The sequence below is a fragment of the Cytobacillus horneckiae genome, assembly GCF_002835735.1.
Lineage (GTDB): Bacteria > Bacillota > Bacilli > Bacillales > Cytobacillaceae > Cytobacillus > Cytobacillus horneckiae.
In genome coordinates this window covers 1-14,660 of the sequence record NZ_PISD01000024.1, presented here as the reverse complement: position 1 = coordinate 14,660, position 14,660 = coordinate 1, and the positions used below count along the sequence as shown (strand labels likewise).

Annotated in this window: 32 protein-coding genes and 1 pseudogene; 6 read left to right on the top strand and 27 right to left on the bottom strand. The window is 36.1% G+C overall.

The features are described 5' to 3' along the window. Nucleotides 1-12 precede the first annotated feature (12 nt). From CWS20_RS11970 to CWS20_RS28985, 19 genes and pseudogenes are all read right to left on the bottom strand, one after another. Nucleotides 13-402 (bottom strand): hypothetical protein, encoded by a 390-nt coding sequence (locus tag CWS20_RS11970; protein ID WP_066192284.1) that lies wholly within the window; start codon nt 400-402, stop codon nt 13-15. A gap of 38 nt (nt 403-440) precedes the next feature. After that, entirely contained in the window at nt 441-719 is a 279-nt protein-coding gene (locus CWS20_RS11965; protein WP_066192282.1) for a hypothetical protein, read from the bottom strand. A 32-nt stretch (nt 720-751) separates the two neighbouring features. Beyond that, nucleotides 752-1,219: a YopX family protein gene (locus CWS20_RS11960; RefSeq protein WP_066192281.1), complete on the bottom strand. Its 468-nt coding sequence runs from the start codon at nt 1,217-1,219 to the stop codon at nt 752-754. A 2-nt stretch (nt 1,220-1,221) separates the two neighbouring features. Beyond that, nucleotides 1,222-1,431 (bottom strand): hypothetical protein, encoded by a 210-nt coding sequence (locus CWS20_RS11955; protein WP_066192280.1) that lies wholly within the window; start codon nt 1,429-1,431, stop codon nt 1,222-1,224. Between the two features lie 40 nt (nt 1,432-1,471). Further along, nucleotides 1,472-1,645, bottom strand: a complete 174-nt coding sequence (locus tag CWS20_RS28005; RefSeq protein ID WP_157090495.1) for a DUF6011 domain-containing protein — start codon at nt 1,643-1,645, stop codon at nt 1,472-1,474. Between the two features lie 12 nt (nt 1,646-1,657). Continuing rightward, nucleotides 1,658-2,200 carry a site-specific integrase gene (locus CWS20_RS11950; protein ID WP_101226313.1) on the bottom strand — a complete coding sequence of 181 codons (543 nt, stop codon included), beginning with the start codon at nt 2,198-2,200 and terminating at the stop codon, nt 1,658-1,660. A gap of 31 nt (nt 2,201-2,231) precedes the next feature. Continuing rightward, nucleotides 2,232-2,606, bottom strand: a pseudogene (locus tag CWS20_RS11945) (DUF1064 domain-containing protein); the annotation flags it as partial. Next, nucleotides 2,606-3,169: a dUTP diphosphatase gene (locus CWS20_RS11940; RefSeq protein ID WP_241504176.1), complete on the bottom strand. Its 564-nt coding sequence runs from the start codon at nt 3,167-3,169 to the stop codon at nt 2,606-2,608. The pseudogene CWS20_RS11945 and the gene CWS20_RS11940, both read right to left, overlap by 1 nt. Further along, nucleotides 3,169-3,381: a hypothetical protein gene (locus tag CWS20_RS11935; protein ID WP_066192276.1), complete on the bottom strand. Its 213-nt coding sequence runs from the start codon at nt 3,379-3,381 to the stop codon at nt 3,169-3,171. The genes CWS20_RS11940 and CWS20_RS11935 overlap by 1 nt, the downstream gene beginning before the upstream one ends. Before the next feature lie 89 nt (nt 3,382-3,470). Then, a complete protein-coding gene (locus tag CWS20_RS11930; protein WP_066192274.1) occupies nt 3,471-3,713 on the bottom strand; it encodes a hypothetical protein in 243 nt (80 codons plus the stop codon). Continuing rightward, the gene (locus CWS20_RS11925; RefSeq protein ID WP_066192273.1) at nt 3,703-3,942 is read right to left on the bottom strand and encodes a hypothetical protein; all 240 of its coding nucleotides are present in this window, start codon (nt 3,940-3,942) and stop codon (nt 3,703-3,705) included. The genes CWS20_RS11930 and CWS20_RS11925 overlap by 11 nt, the downstream gene beginning before the upstream one ends. Further along, nucleotides 3,932-4,153 carry a hypothetical protein gene (locus CWS20_RS11920; protein ID WP_142385380.1) on the bottom strand — a complete coding sequence of 74 codons (222 nt, stop codon included), beginning with the start codon at nt 4,151-4,153 and terminating at the stop codon, nt 3,932-3,934. The genes CWS20_RS11925 and CWS20_RS11920 overlap by 11 nt, the downstream gene beginning before the upstream one ends. Before the next feature lie 20 nt (nt 4,154-4,173). Further along, a complete protein-coding gene (locus CWS20_RS11915; RefSeq protein WP_066192268.1) occupies nt 4,174-4,377 on the bottom strand; it encodes a hypothetical protein in 204 nt (67 codons plus the stop codon). 4 nt (nt 4,378-4,381) lie between these two features. Then, nucleotides 4,382-5,299 (bottom strand): DnaD domain-containing protein, encoded by a 918-nt coding sequence (locus CWS20_RS11910; RefSeq protein WP_066192267.1) that lies wholly within the window; start codon nt 5,297-5,299, stop codon nt 4,382-4,384. 25 nt (nt 5,300-5,324) lie between these two features. Next, nucleotides 5,325-5,486: a hypothetical protein gene (locus CWS20_RS28400; protein WP_162840963.1), complete on the bottom strand. Its 162-nt coding sequence runs from the start codon at nt 5,484-5,486 to the stop codon at nt 5,325-5,327. Continuing rightward, a complete protein-coding gene (locus CWS20_RS11905) occupies nt 5,479-6,306 on the bottom strand; it encodes a recombinase RecT (protein ID WP_066192266.1) in 828 nt (275 codons plus the stop codon). The genes CWS20_RS28400 and CWS20_RS11905 overlap by 8 nt, the downstream gene beginning before the upstream one ends. A 14-nt stretch (nt 6,307-6,320) precedes the next feature. Beyond that, nucleotides 6,321-7,256, bottom strand: a complete 936-nt coding sequence (locus CWS20_RS11900; protein WP_066192265.1) for a YqaJ viral recombinase family nuclease — start codon at nt 7,254-7,256, stop codon at nt 6,321-6,323. Nucleotides 7,257-7,354: 98 nt separating this feature from the next. Next, the gene (locus tag CWS20_RS11895; protein WP_066192262.1) at nt 7,355-7,558 is read right to left on the bottom strand and encodes a YqaI family protein; all 204 of its coding nucleotides are present in this window, start codon (nt 7,556-7,558) and stop codon (nt 7,355-7,357) included. Nucleotide 7,559: 1 nt separating this feature from the next. Next, nucleotides 7,560-7,682, bottom strand: a complete 123-nt coding sequence (locus tag CWS20_RS28985; protein WP_276328308.1) for a hypothetical protein — start codon at nt 7,680-7,682, stop codon at nt 7,560-7,562. 68 nt (nt 7,683-7,750) lie between these two features. Between CWS20_RS28985 and CWS20_RS11890 the strand changes: the two genes are divergently transcribed. Next, nucleotides 7,751-7,963 (top strand): hypothetical protein, encoded by a 213-nt coding sequence (locus CWS20_RS11890; RefSeq protein ID WP_066192260.1) that lies wholly within the window; start codon nt 7,751-7,753, stop codon nt 7,961-7,963. A 295-nt stretch (nt 7,964-8,258) separates the two neighbouring features. On the opposite strand, the gene CWS20_RS11885 is transcribed toward CWS20_RS11890, so the two are convergent. The 3 genes from CWS20_RS11885 to CWS20_RS11875 all read right to left on the bottom strand — a co-directional run bounded on the left by CWS20_RS11885 (nt 8,259) and on the right by CWS20_RS11875 (nt 9,764). Then, on the bottom strand, nt 8,259-8,522 hold the full coding sequence (locus CWS20_RS11885) for a helix-turn-helix domain-containing protein (RefSeq protein ID WP_083957214.1): 264 nt from the start codon (nt 8,520-8,522) through the stop codon (nt 8,259-8,261). Nucleotides 8,523-8,691: 169 nt separating this feature from the next. Further along, on the bottom strand, nt 8,692-9,003 hold the full coding sequence (locus CWS20_RS11880) for a hypothetical protein (RefSeq protein WP_066192258.1): 312 nt from the start codon (nt 9,001-9,003) through the stop codon (nt 8,692-8,694). Beyond that, nucleotides 9,003-9,764 carry a phage antirepressor gene (locus CWS20_RS11875; protein WP_066192256.1) on the bottom strand — a complete coding sequence of 254 codons (762 nt, stop codon included), beginning with the start codon at nt 9,762-9,764 and terminating at the stop codon, nt 9,003-9,005. Before CWS20_RS11875 ends, CWS20_RS11880 begins: the two co-directional genes overlap by 1 nt. 64 nt (nt 9,765-9,828) lie before the next feature. Here CWS20_RS11875 and CWS20_RS11870 point away from each other — a divergent pair, with 64 nt between their 5' ends. Further along, a complete protein-coding gene (locus CWS20_RS11870) occupies nt 9,829-10,032 on the top strand; it encodes a hypothetical protein (RefSeq protein WP_066192254.1) in 204 nt (67 codons plus the stop codon). 1 nt (nt 10,033) lies between these two features. Here the strand turns inward: CWS20_RS11870 and CWS20_RS11865 are convergent, their stop codons facing one another. The 5 genes from CWS20_RS11865 to CWS20_RS11850 form a co-directional block, all read right to left on the bottom strand. Beyond that, complete coding sequence (locus CWS20_RS11865; protein WP_066192252.1) at nt 10,034-10,321, bottom strand: hypothetical protein; 288 nt, start codon at nt 10,319-10,321, stop codon at nt 10,034-10,036. After that, nucleotides 10,321-10,638, bottom strand: a complete 318-nt coding sequence (locus CWS20_RS11860; RefSeq protein WP_066192250.1) for a helix-turn-helix transcriptional regulator — start codon at nt 10,636-10,638, stop codon at nt 10,321-10,323. The genes CWS20_RS11865 and CWS20_RS11860 overlap by 1 nt, the downstream gene beginning before the upstream one ends. Before the next feature lie 178 nt (nt 10,639-10,816). After that, the gene (locus CWS20_RS11855) at nt 10,817-11,080 is read right to left on the bottom strand and encodes a helix-turn-helix transcriptional regulator (RefSeq protein WP_158237004.1); all 264 of its coding nucleotides are present in this window, start codon (nt 11,078-11,080) and stop codon (nt 10,817-10,819) included. Beyond that, complete coding sequence (locus tag CWS20_RS28000; protein WP_157090493.1) at nt 11,067-11,231, bottom strand: hypothetical protein; 165 nt, start codon at nt 11,229-11,231, stop codon at nt 11,067-11,069. Before CWS20_RS28000 ends, CWS20_RS11855 begins: the two co-directional genes overlap by 14 nt. Nucleotides 11,232-11,268: 37 nt before the next feature. Beyond that, a complete protein-coding gene (locus CWS20_RS11850; RefSeq protein WP_276328307.1) occupies nt 11,269-11,505 on the bottom strand; it encodes a helix-turn-helix domain-containing protein in 237 nt (78 codons plus the stop codon). A gap of 170 nt (nt 11,506-11,675) precedes the next feature. On the opposite strand from CWS20_RS11850, the gene CWS20_RS29170 reads away from it, so the two are divergent. The 4 genes from CWS20_RS29170 (at nt 11,676) to CWS20_RS11830 (ending at nt 14,551) form a co-directional block, all read left to right on the top strand. Next, nucleotides 11,676-12,053, top strand: a complete 378-nt coding sequence (locus CWS20_RS29170; RefSeq protein ID WP_066194148.1) for a helix-turn-helix domain-containing protein — start codon at nt 11,676-11,678, stop codon at nt 12,051-12,053. After that, the gene (locus CWS20_RS11840; RefSeq protein ID WP_083957212.1) at nt 12,046-12,816 is read left to right on the top strand and encodes an SHOCT domain-containing protein; all 771 of its coding nucleotides are present in this window, start codon (nt 12,046-12,048) and stop codon (nt 12,814-12,816) included. The genes CWS20_RS29170 and CWS20_RS11840 overlap by 8 nt, the downstream gene beginning before the upstream one ends. A 71-nt stretch (nt 12,817-12,887) precedes the next feature. Then, nucleotides 12,888-13,367: an ImmA/IrrE family metallo-endopeptidase gene (locus CWS20_RS11835; RefSeq protein WP_066192246.1), complete on the top strand. Its 480-nt coding sequence runs from the start codon at nt 12,888-12,890 to the stop codon at nt 13,365-13,367. Nucleotides 13,368-13,408: 41 nt separating this feature from the next. Beyond that, on the top strand, nt 13,409-14,551 hold the full coding sequence (locus CWS20_RS11830) for a site-specific integrase (RefSeq protein ID WP_066192244.1): 1,143 nt from the start codon (nt 13,409-13,411) through the stop codon (nt 14,549-14,551). The last annotated feature ends 109 nt before the right edge of the window (nt 14,552-14,660 follow it).

Below are 14,660 nucleotides of genomic sequence, written 5' to 3'. Positions count from 1 at the left end.
TGTACTCGTTGCTTACTTTGTATCATTAATTCCATTGGGAAAAATATCAATCTCAACAGGATTCTCATACGTCCAATAAGCAGTGGCATGGTCTCCTTTGAATACTTCATCTAAGATTTTTTGTATCTTACTAACGGCTGATTCCTTTTCTATACAATCCCATGCGCGTTCGTTCCAATCTTCATATAAATCGTCATGTTCGCAATCAATATATCTATCAAACATAGAATGAGCATCTGGAACCCATCTTTTACGAGTGACCGTATACCAGTTTGGAGATTCATGGTGTGGTTCTCCATCAAGAATTTCTGCTTTCAATTCCGCCACTGTATAGACCGTGCTCGTTTCTTCAATAGATACTTCAACATCATCACTTAATTGCGATAATTTTAATTTTTCCATTTCAATTCCTCCTCTAGTGAATACAATTACTCTTTTGTTTAATACTCAACCGCAGCCTTTAAGTGCTCTCCAATACCAAACAATTTATAATTATCACAATCTGCAACTGACACCCTTTGCTGCACACTATTATTTACGACTTCAACTTGCACTGGCAAAGTACTTGTATTACAGTAATAGTGTTTTTTCTGATTAATTTGTTCCTCTGTATAAACTCCTGCTTTTTCTAAGTCTGTTGTATAACCACTATTGTTCGGTCCCCACCAAACATAATGATTCCCTTTAGACCATTTAAGTGATAAAAGATGATATTTCATTTCTTATGTCCTCCCTTAGTAAACTTAATAATTCAAGAGTTGATTAACTCTATATTTTCGTATATATTTCCGATAACTTCCGCGTACTGAGAGTATATTTTTACGCCACTGCGCTGACTTAAAAACACCCCATCTTCATCAAACTTTTTGCATTTATTCAAAACGTAACCTTCCGATGGTCGATAATGGACGATACCAATAAAGTACCCCGCCTCTTCTATCTCCCTATCTACAAACCCTAGAGAGACAGGATCAATAATATCTCTTCCAATCTCATATTCTCGGCGAATAATATCCCCCTCATAGATATCCTTGCCGTTCTTGTCTTTTAGGCCTGTGAATTGACATACGGTATTACCTTTTACGATTATTGGAGAGCCTTCTTTATGCCATTCACTAACAAAACTCCTAATTACATGGTATCCACCTTCAAATGTGAAGTAACCGTGCTCCCAATGGTTATTAATGACCGATTGACCTCTAAACTTTATCTCACGCACGTTCATTCCTCCTTATTTCCTGAACACGCATCCCAAATATGGTTTGCAAGATCTACTATTTGTTCTTCTCCAAATTCTTCAAAATCATCAAAAGACATTGTCCCAACTGAAAAAGCTGATTTTACTCTTGTCAGTTCATAAGTGTAAGAACCGTCTGGATTATTTAAACCGAAGTAATCTGTTAAAATTTCAACCAGTTTTTCTTTTGTCATATCTAACCCTCCAAATTAATGAAACATAATACAAATCCAGTTAACGATTCTTTGCATCCCCATCGTTTTGTCCATTTATATAATCATCAATATTTGTCTGCCCCTTAGGAGCTTCATTATTGAGTTTATTAACCTTCAACTCACAAACGGGACCGATACCTCTCGAAAGACTTCTCTTGCTCTTTAAAGGGCGATTACAAACGGGACAATTCATCTAAATTCCTCCTTATAATGAAAACCCATCCACAGCCTCATCCATGATGTCCTGATTGATTCCGATATACCTCATAGTTACAGCTGGCGATGAATGATTGAATATCTGCTGCAACACCGCAACATCCTTATATTTTTGATAAAAGTGATAGCCGAATGTTTTACGCAGCGTATGAGTCCCTATCTCATTAAGTCCAACTTCACCGGCAGCCGCGTTAAGTATCTTCCAAGCTTGCACCCGATGAATGCGATCATTGCCTCTCCTGGACTTAAACAGGTACTCAGCAGCATCCTTGCTTATGGTAAAATCACTGATATGATGCTGAAGTTCGCTGTTTATTTTGAACCGCTTCAACTTCCCTGTTTTTTGTTCATTGATTATGATGTGACTCGTATCTCTCACATCACCCACTCTTAAAGTGAGTAAATCACTTATCCTCAAACCGGTATTGATCCCTAATACGAATAAGAAGTAGTTTCTATAATGCTGATTCATTAAGACTTGTTTCATAGCAGCTATTTTCTCTAAATCACGTATAGGTTGAACGGTTTTCAATACAACAACTCCCTTTTAGTAATAATTAGCTAACCTCTATAAACCCTCTGTACTGGTCATATTTTAAAAGTTTGATAGAATCCATGTATTTCATTTCGAATAGTTTTCTCTTGATGGAGAACTCCTTTGTGATGGCTCCTTTGATGTCTATAATCTCGACCGTGCCATCTAACTTATGGACCTCAAAATCAGCTTTATAATGAATAGCCCTATAAGTCTTTCCATTCTTCTTAAAACCTTCTTGGAGCAAATATCGCGGTTGCAGCTTGAATGATTCAATTTGATTTGCCTGCTGCAACCACTTTAACTGCTGGTAGTATTTAGCCTCTGCCTTGCTGTCAAAAGTGTGACCATCAACAACAACTTTCTTGTTGCCGTATTTACTTCTTTTTCTTACTGCTGCCATTAATACCCCTCATTCTGCCTGTTGTGATTCACTGCGTTCTTTTGATAATAAGCTTCCTCAATCTCTTCAAAGGAGAATTCGAGTAATTCACCAAGAATCAAGTATTCGGAGATCAACTCAATAAAAGTGACTGTGCTCTTGTTTTTATCCAACATTGATACAAGGAAGAATATCCGTCTAAACTGACTGGTAACTGGTCTTTGTCTATCCACTTCAGCTAATCGATAAATCATTTCAAAGTCTTCAAAGTAGATTTCAATTCCAAGTTCTAAAATGAAGTGCAGACCGTCAACATACTCTTCAAGGAGTGGATTTACGTATAATTTTTCCTCGCAACCGCAGCATGATTTCATTCCGTATCTATTACAATGTTCACAGGTATTTTTTGATATTATTGGTTCTTGGTTTTTACTCCAAAACTTAAAGCCGCGCCATTCATTCGCACATTCGCCTATCTCCACTTGCAGGGCTAAAATAAGCTTTTCAAATCTATCTGAACCCTTATAATCAATCCGGCTTCTAAAAGCCTTCTGAGCCTCATACATCCCTTTAAAATCCATCATTAGTTATCCACCTTTCTTAATTTAGCCTTCCACACCGATGAAAATGAGTTTCCTGCAAGGGTATGGCGGTTGTAACTATCTCTATCAAAAATCTTTCCATCCCTTGAAAACTCAGTTAATGGGAATGTCAGTTCAAACCCTCGTTTCTGTAAGTCTGAAATAGCCTGCTCTGCTTCAAATTTCCTTTGACGAGTTATTATTGTCTCTAACACTTAACAACCTCCTATCAAGCTCTCTGTAAGCTTCTGGCGCATATTCTGTATATCTTGATATGTAATAAAGTTGAGCCAGTGAAGCCTTTCTATAATCCATTCAGCAGTCCTCCACGTCTTTGAGAAATCATGTCTTCTCTAGCTAAGTGGATGAGGCCAATAATAACTTCATCCGTATCCCTGCCTAATTGGTCACTAATGTACATAACGCTGTACTCTTGCTCCCATAACTCAGCCAGCTCCATCAATTCCGGTTCATCCCATACAAAGTTCAAATCCTCTAAGACTACGATTCTATTTTTTCTTGGTTTAAGAAATGTTTTAGGAGCCATTTGAATCAGCCTTTATGATGTATTCCCAGCCTAAAATGTCACCGATTTTATCCAGAGTTTTAGGACCTATTCCAGGAGTATCTTGCAACTTCATAAACTTCTGATTGAAGTAAGCGATTGCCTTTGCTTCTCCCTTCAGTTCACCAAGTTCAAGCCCTAAACTGTAACCCTTGCTCTTTCCATCTTCATAAGCTTTCTGAATGACTGGGTTTCGTTTTTTAATTGTCATGATGACCGATACCTCTGTTCATAGCAGGATGCACAAGGGCCATCGACAAAGTATCCATTTGGCTTTTTGCATACGCTACAAGTTTTTGAGTACGTTCTCCATTTGCTGCGACAATCTGCACATTCAAGTCTGAGAAAAGCACCTTTATGGCTAAATACATGGCCTTTACCTTGGCATTTCGGGCAGTGAGTAACGACCTCAACATTCTCAATCGACATTTTCATTCTCCTTTCAGAACCAAGCATTGGCATGGCTTTCTCTATCTGCATATTTGAATGATTCGATAACATAAACATGTTTCAAGCTTTCATAATCTAATTGATCTAAAGGAATACCTTGAGGACTTTCGGTAACACCGTATTCCTTTATTTTTTCTATTAAGAAATCACTTTTTAACTTCTTTTCCATCACAGCAGCTTTATAAAGACGTCCCATATAATCAGCCCCCAGCATTCATTTTTTTTCGTTGTTCCATCATTTGTTCAAACTGACTTAACTTTTTATCAGTATCATCAACGACTTTTAATTTTGGCTTGTCCTTCTGTTCGTTTTCATCAAACCAATCTGGGAGCATTTCTGTACGGACGGCGCCTTTTCTTTTTGTTTGCTTACTCTGCTGCTTCCTAGCCATGAAGCTTTGCTGTTCACGTTCAACATCTTCAAGGCTTTTAATGCCTTTCTTCGCCCAATTATTTATGATGCTCTTTGCATAAGGATATTTAGCTCCGTTCTCAGCAGCCTTTCTAAATGCCGCACATATCACTTCATCTGGTAAACCGTCATCTAGGTAACTATTAATCTCTTCTCTTTGGAAGGCATTCATATGGCTTTGGAAACAGAGGTAATATTCATCCCCATAGTTCAGCTCAGTAGCAGTATATATATTATTTTCTTTCATTCTTTCATTCTTACATTCTTGTTCTTGTTCGGACTTCGTTCGGGGTTCGTTCGGACTTCGTTCGGTAAAAGTTCGGACTTCCTCGTTTAAGGTGTTCGGACTTTCTTTTTCGGCATCTTCAAAATCCTGATATTTAGAGTAATTGATAATAGTGAAGAGTGTTCCTACTTCCGTTTCTTTAACGTTCACTCTTTCAGCCTTAACCAATTTATTGACGCATGATTTAATTGTGCTTAAAGAGTATTTTTTAAAGCCTCTTCCTTCTTTGTATGACAAATCTTCTGCCAATTTTCGGTAGGAACGAACATACTGTCCACGTTGAAGTGTGATTCCTTTAGTTTTTATTCCGTCTTGATGTGTAGCTTGAGATATTAAGTACAAAAACAATCTAAAGGTAGAAACATCGTGCCAAATATCGGTTTCAAATAATTCTCGATGTAATTTAAACCACCCTCTCATTTAAGTACCTCCTTCCTTCTGAAAATTAGCCGCGATCACAAACTGCAAAGTCTTTAGTGATTTTTTTGATTGTGTAACCTTCATATCTCGGCTTTATAAAAGCAACGACAAGCCTTTTTAGTTCTTCTTTATCCTTTGCCTGCTCGAAAATCCAAGCAGGCAGGACTACATTTGTTTGATTATTCATCCATTACAATCTCATCAAATTTTTCTTTGTTTTGGTTTTCCTCTTCCACTGAGTAATCAGTTATATCAATGATGTCGCTCATGTCTTCGCTAATTTCATTTTTAATGGTGGAATCAGCTTCAACACTCTTTTGTAATTCAATTGACTTAGGTGCATATTTGAGCACCTCTTTAAGGACAGTCTTCTTAGCCATCGCGTCATAATTAGTTTTCCAAGGGCTAGTCCATCCCTTTTGCACAGCTTGACTAAACTTATGAGCGTGCTTATCAATACGCTCTCTCGTCCAGTAAACAAAGTCATAACCTCCGTTTTGAAGGTGGTAGACTGCGTAATAACCAATTGGATCTCCTTCTGGGTTCGTAGCTGGCTTATGAATTAGGTCTTTTGTGAGTCCGTATTGCCATTCAAATTCATCATTTTCATATACCTCATGAGCATAAATCGCTTTATACTGTCCACTTCTTACAGCTAAATCAATTAGACCTTTATATCCAAGTTGGAACTGAACCTGTTTACCATAAGGAATTAGATAGGCTTGTCCTAATCCAGTGTTAGGCTCAACCCCTAATTGAGCTGATTGCATGATAGCCGCTAAGAAAGAGGTTTGATCGCATTCGAGTAATTTTGGTGTAGTCCTAACCGCAGTTAATGCAATTCTCGCTATCCTGTCCGCATTCATATGCTTAGGTAGCGCACGTTGTATTTCTGGCCCCATTCTTTTCAGCAAGGTATTTAATGTATTTTCAGGTGAAACTTGCTTTTGAACTCCGTTCTTTGCTTTATTAGCTAACTGATTTTTTACATCTTCATTCTTGGCCATTAATTAGTTCCTCCTTATTTCACCGCAAAACGACGGTAACTAGATTTTTTCGCATATTTGTTGTAAAGCTCTGGATACTCTTGTTGAAAACCTTTGCTGTCAAAACGATTGGAGCTAATTGATTTCCATGTAATTAACCTATCCCCAGCAACTGCCTTTTCGTTATCGCCCATAAGGTCCTTGATTTTGTTTTCATATTCCTTTTTCTGTGTTTCTAATTGCTTTAATTCTTCATTTACCTGATCTAAAGCATTTATTAATGTATTAGTATCAGGCGGAAGAGTGATTTCTGTATCAGGAATTGATTCAGGATATAAAGCCTTTATCAAATCGACTGAAGCATCTGTACCATCAAATTCAGGCGGCACTTGTTTAACAACATTTTCATTCCAAAAGGAGCTCTCTATTTCAATGAGGTACTCAATTAATTCCTCATCGCGATCAATCTTTTTGTGAATGAATTTATTGCCACCTATAAGAACAGCTATGTGCCATGATTGATATCCAGTAACAGCCATATAATGTTGGCATTGCAATAAGTATGATGTCGGCACTTCTTCATCTTTCCATTGATCACGGAGATATTCTGATGCTGTTTTGCACTCTAGTCCTGCTTTTTCTCCAACGATTAAACGGTCAACATTGGCTAACATAAAAGGGTATTCAGGATGCTTTAAAATAGCATTCCTGCGCCTTACCTTAAGCCCTGTCCTTTTAGAAAACTCTTGGGCTACGATGTCCTCCATCTTATTGCCCCAATACGCTGCTTCGCTTGTTAAATCTTCATCCGGTGATTGACCCAGCTTGTCCAGATAAACACCTACTGGCGACTTATATTTATTAAGTCCTGCTATTGCTGCAGCATCTGAGCCACCAATACCGTGTTTCCTTGCTTTCAGCCACTCTTCCCTAGACATATCAGAAGTAATTGTTAAAACCTCTGCCTGCATTGATAGTCCTCCCTTTACCACCGCCGCAGCTTATGCTACAATGACGGTGATATATTTTTGTTTTAGCTACTAACTCCTGTTGCAACCAGGAGTATTTTTTATGCCGTTTTAAACTCAAAGCCCATTTCCTCTGCTAAATAACGATTCAAGTTGTCTACTAAAACCAACTCACCGTCATACTCCACAAACTCATCACCGTCAAGGATTTCATCACCGAAAAAATCAATTCCAGCATGTGCTGGCTGGTCAATCATATTCGGATAGCCTGTCCTCTCAATTTGAGTCACCAATGGATGGTCCATATTAATCCTCCTTTCCTTGATTTACTTCTACTTCAAGTTCAAGGTCTTCAATCTCTTTAAGTAGCTCATTTAAGCGATCTAAACCTTTTATATTAATTTGTAAAACTATTTTCTTGTTTTCCAATGTTTTCCTCACATCCTTTCGATATAATTTAATTAGGTTAAGCGCAAAGAACTAGAAGGAGGAAAATAATGAAATTAAACTTCAATACTAGAGACCTAGAAAAAGCCATTAAAAAGGAAGCTGAAAAGGCAATCCGACAAGGTAAAGCTAATATAACTACTACTAGAGAATGCCCTTTCTGTAACAAGCCTGTAGATATCAAAGTTAGTGATAAACCAGTCCGATGTCCTCACTGCCGTAAGGAGATCAAAGTAAATTTAGATATAGGATTTAATAAATAAAATAAAATTTCTAAGTTCTTTGCGTTAACCTATCAGGTGCTTTATTCGCACCGCGCAAAGCCAAAATGAATAAGTGATGGGTAGGGTAAGATATATCACTTTGACTTTGCACGGTGGGAACAAAAGTTCTTGTTCCACCTTATATAGTGTGTTAAAATATAGTTATAAGTTGTTATTATCAGATTTGTCGTTGAGAGTAGTTAGCCTGCACGCTTACTGCTCTTTTTTTTGTTTTTAAAATCACCTATCATCAATCCGATGATGAATGCTATAGGTGGCGCACATAATATATAAGCTATATCCATCTGATCATCCCTCCTACTAACATTGTTAAAAGCTTTGTAAGTGAAGCTATATCAACTCCGCATAACATTGCTGCTAAGGCTTCGGGAGCATTAGTGATTTGCCCCCACCTAATCGCATCAGATAACTTCAATTCCATTTTGTTATTTTCAACTTTTGATATCGTTGTTCGTGGCATAAGCATCTGTTCAGCCATTTCTTCTTGCGAATATCCCCGAATTAATCTCAATTTTTTAAGGAAAGTTCCATATTGCAATTCATCACCTCCCCTCTATGTTCCGATTCAGAACAATAAGTATAAAATTCACTCAATTTGTGTTATGTGACATACTGCTATATTCATAGATTTGCTTTAAAATATATTTATGAAAGAACTCATCCGGTTGTTTGCCTGGCAGCTTCTTACCGGATGCTAACTACCTCCATCATTGAATAGTGATAATACAATAAGTCTCAGAATCGTATTTTGATGTGAAAACGACTTCTTCATTTGATATGTTGGTTAGGTAGTTTTCCTTTTTGAATGAAATGTCTGTACCATTTTCAAATCTTAGATTTATGTATCCGTCGTCATCATTTGAGATAAATACATCTGTTAAAACTCCTAAAACAGATATTGATGGTTCTGACGGCATGTCATGGTGATAATACTCTGCTAAGACTCGTTGGTTCAGAAAGTCATCGGACAGACGGCAATAACTAACTGGAAAGCTGTTAAATTGCTTAATTTCAGCCATTAGATAGCCTCCTGCTCTATTTCGTTTCTTAAACGATTGAGAATTCGCAATTGACCTTTTGGTGTTACTTTGGTTGTTCTGGTCAACTTCGGCTCTCCTTCTGGAGAATGAATAGTCCGTTGTAAGATTTGGAAGTATCCAGCCTCTAACGCTCTTTGCGTAGGTTGAGTGTTATTCTTTTGGATATAACCCCAATCTCTCAATTTGTTGTAAAGCTTGTTTTGTCCAATCATAATTCCTTGGTTACAAGCAAGTTTTGCAACATCTTTTACTAGAACCGTATCTTGTGATACTAAACATGATTCTGCGAATACCACTTTGGGTTTTTGTTGTTCAATAACTCTTTCAGCTTCCATGCGCTTATCACGCTCATCTTTTAAGTTAGTAAGTAATTTGATGCCAAAGTCTGGATCACTTATGATATTTTCAATTGTTTGTGGTGTTGCGTATGCTCCATGTTTTCTGATAGATGGGAGAACTTCCGATGTAATCCATTTTCTGAAACGCTTAGCTTCTGGCTTGCGACTATCGAGAATTACATCATATAAACCATCTTCATTAACAAACGTTACTTGTTGGGTCCTTCCTAGTGAGTCTAAGATGGGGTATGTTGAACATACATCATCGGAAAGCCTTTGCCTTACTACCCTTGGAGCTAAGCCTAGGATTTTGCATACATCGTTTAGTTTGAAATGTGACTGTTCATTTTGTTCAATAATAGTAAGGTTTTGGTTTTCAAATATTTTCGTTAATTGGTTCATAGATTAATAACCTCCTAGTGGTCCTCCCTTTCTGATAGAATAATTTGGAAAGGGGGTGCGAAAAATGGCTTACAAAGAATCGATAGCAATTGAGATACGTGAACTTTTTAAAAATGCTCCGAAGGGAACTACCGAATATTACTTAGAGCATTTTGATCAACAAGATGTTAGAGATACAGCGAATCATTTACATTCTTTACACCCTAAATCTTTACAGGATTCACCATTTGATTACACCGGCAAAGCAACAATCACGATAATGAAGTAATTCATTGATTTCCTTTTTGGTACGAAGGTCGCTTTTCGATTCCTAATGCTTCGCAAACTTCCTTCGTTACCAAATGCGGGTGATAGTGAACTGAAATCTCAGGTTTTCTATCTGCTTGTATAGAAATATAAAATCCGGCAATGCCTTTACCTTGGTTTTCATTTGTACTTCCTATACCGAACTCAATGCTATTGATGACCACAGAACCTAGGGCACAAATATTTTGACCATCCATGTTAATTTGGATATCTTGTAATTTTTCTGTCGGCACCTTTCGTTTAATAACCATTACATTGCCTCCTTGGAATAATAGTTTGTGTTTTGTTTAACCCAGTTTGAATTTTCCTCAATCCATTTATAAACTTGGTCTCTGGGGAACCTAGCTTTTATTTGGGTGGACCTCGGAAACTTAGGGTTAGCAGTCATTTTCAAAACCGTAGGATATTTAATTTGAAACATTTCTTCTAAATCACTTAATGTCAGAAGTTCAGGTCTTGAAAATTGTTTTCTTCCGTCAGCTACACCTTGTTCGTATGCTTTACGGAAAAAGGCTTCTAAGTGTAAGTTGAGTAGTTTATCTTCGATTTCCCGAAGAGTGTGAGACATGATTTCACCTCCTGTTAGCATCTTAGCAAATCAGGCTTTTTCCATTTTTATATTCACTCTGCTATACCTGAGTTGATAACAATGGTTTTTCACCTAAAAAACTATACTAAGTTGCATATGGATATATTTAGAATGCGATATTTGGAAATTTTCTCAATATCTAAAGTCAAGTGTTTTTTTAGAAATCGGGGAATAATTCTTCTCCTGAAACCTTAAAAACTTCTTGGAGCATTAAATAAACCTCTAAACCAGGTTTACTCCTGCCTGATTCTAAACTAGCTATCATGGCACCAGAAACACCTACTTGTAATCCTAATTGGCTTTGGCTTAATCCTAATTTTTTTCTTTCGGCTACTAACCTTTGCCGCATAGGTCCTTTAAGATTTGAAAACTCTTGAGATGGGTAAATTTTCTTTTTCCGCTTAGTTTTAATCGTTAACACCTCCATTCGGTTCAGTGTTATCAAGGATTTCAACGACTTCCATAAGTTTTGAAATGACGTAATCTTTAGATTCACCGTTTTCTAAATTCATTGCAGCTTCTAGAATCCTAAATTTAATCTCAGCCCAGTTTGCTCTTTCGGAAAGATTCATGATGTTGCCTCCTGGTCTCATCGCTCTTATTCATCATCTATATAGCCCTTTTGATAAGTTTTTTATCATTGTTATCAAAAAAAAGATCAGGGAATAGCTTTCTCATATCAGTTTTAAAAAAATTTTCATATTTAATCATTGTTTCTCTGCCTGGGTTAGCTACACCCTTCTCAATTTTCCTGACATAAATTGTAGATATACTAAGTTTATTTGATAAATCTTGTTGTGTTAATTGCATTTCAATTCTTAATGACTTAAGTAATTCGCGTTCCAAGTTTGTCACCTCGCTTTTGATAAGAATTTTATCGTTGAATTAAATATAACTGATAAGTTTTTTATCGTCAATAACTTTTTGAAAAATATTTTATCATTGATACAAAAATTATCGGTCATTGACTATAATGGAGGTGAAAAGAGGTGGTTCTTCTGATGGAAAAGAATAAAATTCTAGGAGAACGATTGAAAAAACTTAGAGGGAAAAGGACCCAAGAAGATATCTCTTCTTCTCTCGGTCTTTCCAGAGCTCGATACTCACACTACGAAAATGACAGGGTAGAACCAGATACTGAAACGTTAAACAAAATGGCAGATTTTTATAATGTAACTATTGACTATCTTCTTGGTAGAACTGATCATCCTGAGCCTATAGATATAGATGATGAAGAAATCAGTTTGGCTTTTTATATGAGTAAAATTGCTAATGAATTCCCTGATATAAACCTCATGTTTAAGGATATGGAGTCATTAACCGCTGAGGATATGAAGGAAGTTTATGAATATATAAAATTTAAAATGAGTCAAAAAGGGGATAAGGATGTTTAATAAAAAAAATAAAGTTTGTCCTATATGTGACAATAAATTAGGTTTTTTTAAACATGAATTCAGTGGTGGAGTTAGAATATGCGATAAATGCTTTAATTCATCGGGTATAACTGTAAATGAATTACTGGAAAGAGGACAAACAAATATTCCTATCGATGAATTAGAAGAACGGGTTAATGCATATAGAGAAGTTGTTGATAAAACTGAAAAATTCGTTATCACCAAACAGATTGGTAATTTTGTGGCTTTTGATGAAAATCAACAAAAATGGGCCTTATTATCTTCCTTTAAAGGTGAAATTAAACAAACCTATAACTATTCAGACGTTATTAATTTCGAATTACTCGAAGATGGAAACTCCGTTGCTAGCGGTGGGCTAGGCAGAGCGTTAGTTGGTGGTGTTCTGTTCGGTGGAGTAGGAGCAATAGTAGGAGGAGTTACTGGAAAGAAAACGTCAAAAGGTATTTGCAGCAGCTTAAAACTAAAGGTAACCGTCAATGACATGGCTAACCCAGTTGTCTATATAAATTTTATTGAAACTAAACTTAAGACAGACGGTTTCGCATACAGAACCTTTGCAGAATCAGCTCAAGAATGTCTATCTACATTTCAATTAATATGTGATCGTTTCAGTGAAGAAAAAACAGTAAAACCATCAAGTGATACTGCTGATGAAATTATGAAATTTAAGAATCTACTCGATGCAGGAGCAATCACTGAAGAAGAATACAATATAAAAAAGAAGGAACTCTTAGGAATATAGAGGTGTACATACGTACACCCAATTTTTTACACTATGGACGAACATATATTCGATGAACCGGGGGTCATTATTTGTATTCACACCTTGAAGATTTCATTTATGAACTATACACATCAATCGGAGTGGGAAAACCTGAAGATTTAGATATGTTTAAGATCGCAAAAGAGTTAGGGATTAAAATAGTGTATGAAAAGAGAGCATTTATGTTCGATGATGAAATATTATTAACTAGAGGAACGGAACGAGAAGAATGGATGTTATTTGGACATGAAACTACACATTATTTAAGACATTGCGGACACCAAATAAGAATGCACACTTTATTTAGGCAATTGCAAGAATATCAAGCAGAACACTTCGCTTATCACTTTTGTGTACCAACATTTATGTTAGAGGAACTAAAAGAAGTAACGGTACGTGAAATTATGAATCAATTTAATGTTGATTATGATTTTGCACTAAGAAGATTTGAAATGTTTAAAAATAAATTATTTTTTCAGTCTGGTTACTATCTCCCCTCTAGAAAGAAAATAGCTGTTGGAACAAAATAGCAGAATGAATTCCGAGTAAATTCATGGAAAAGGTGATTAATGTGGCTTCATATCAAAAGTATAAAACTAAGCAAGGCGATAAATGGATGTTTAAGCTATCAGTAGGAATTGACCCTGAAACCGGGAAAAAGCTAATGACAACCCGTAGGGGATTTAAGACGAAAAAGGAAGCTCAGGCAGCTTATATGAAGCTTAAACAAGAGATTGATTCGGGACTTCTTTCCAAACAATCCTTACTATTTGAAGATGTTTTTAAGGAATGGTGGGATATTCATTCTAAAACTGTAAAGCCAAGCACTAAATACAGCAAAATATCCAAATTCCAAAAACACATACTTCCTAGATTCGGTAAACTAAAGATGAAAGACATAACTAAAGGATATTGCCAAAGAGTCATAAATGAAATAGCCAAAGAAATTGATTCTGTAAATGACATCAAGATTCAAGCGAATTTAGTCTTTAAATATGCTGTTAAGATGGACTATATTTTAAAAAATCCGATGGAGTATGTAACAATCCCTAAGAAAGAAGAGTCTTTTCTTGCTAATGAAGAAGATGAACGGAATTATTGGACAAAAGATGAGTTAAAACAATTTTTGAAATTAGCAAAGGAACATATGTCAAAACAATACTTTATGATGTTCTATCTACTGATCTATACAGGAATGAGGAAAGGTGAACTTATAGCATTAACCTGGGATGATATTAATTTAAATGAACAAACCATAAATATAAATAAAACAATGTTCTTTGAAAAAGGAAAAGAAATAATTCAAACTGCGAAAAAATATGCATCAAATAGAGTTATTGACATAGACACTCATACAACCAAGCTTTTAAGCAACTGGAAAGTGAAGCAAAAAGAAAGTCTACTTGCTGACGGAATAACCACAAAGCCTCAGTATGTTCTATTTAGGTCAGATTTAAGACCTTTGAGGTTAGCTTACCCAAACGAGTTATTAAATAGCTTTATTACGGTTTATGACCTGCATAGGATAACCATTCATGGATTGAGACATACGCATGCTTCAATGTTATTTGAGGCTGGTGCAAGTATCAAAGAAGTACAAGCTAGATTAGGTCATAAAGATATTCAAACAACTATGAATGTATATACTCACGTCACAAAAACAATGTCTCAAAAAACCGCTGAAAACTTCCTCAAATTTATGGAATTAGAATAAAATAGGTCAAAAAATGGTCAAAAGCTATTTTTTACATCAAAAAAGACCCTTGAACATAACTGTTCGAGGGTCTTGAAACGTTGGTATATTAACGTTTTGAGAACTGAGG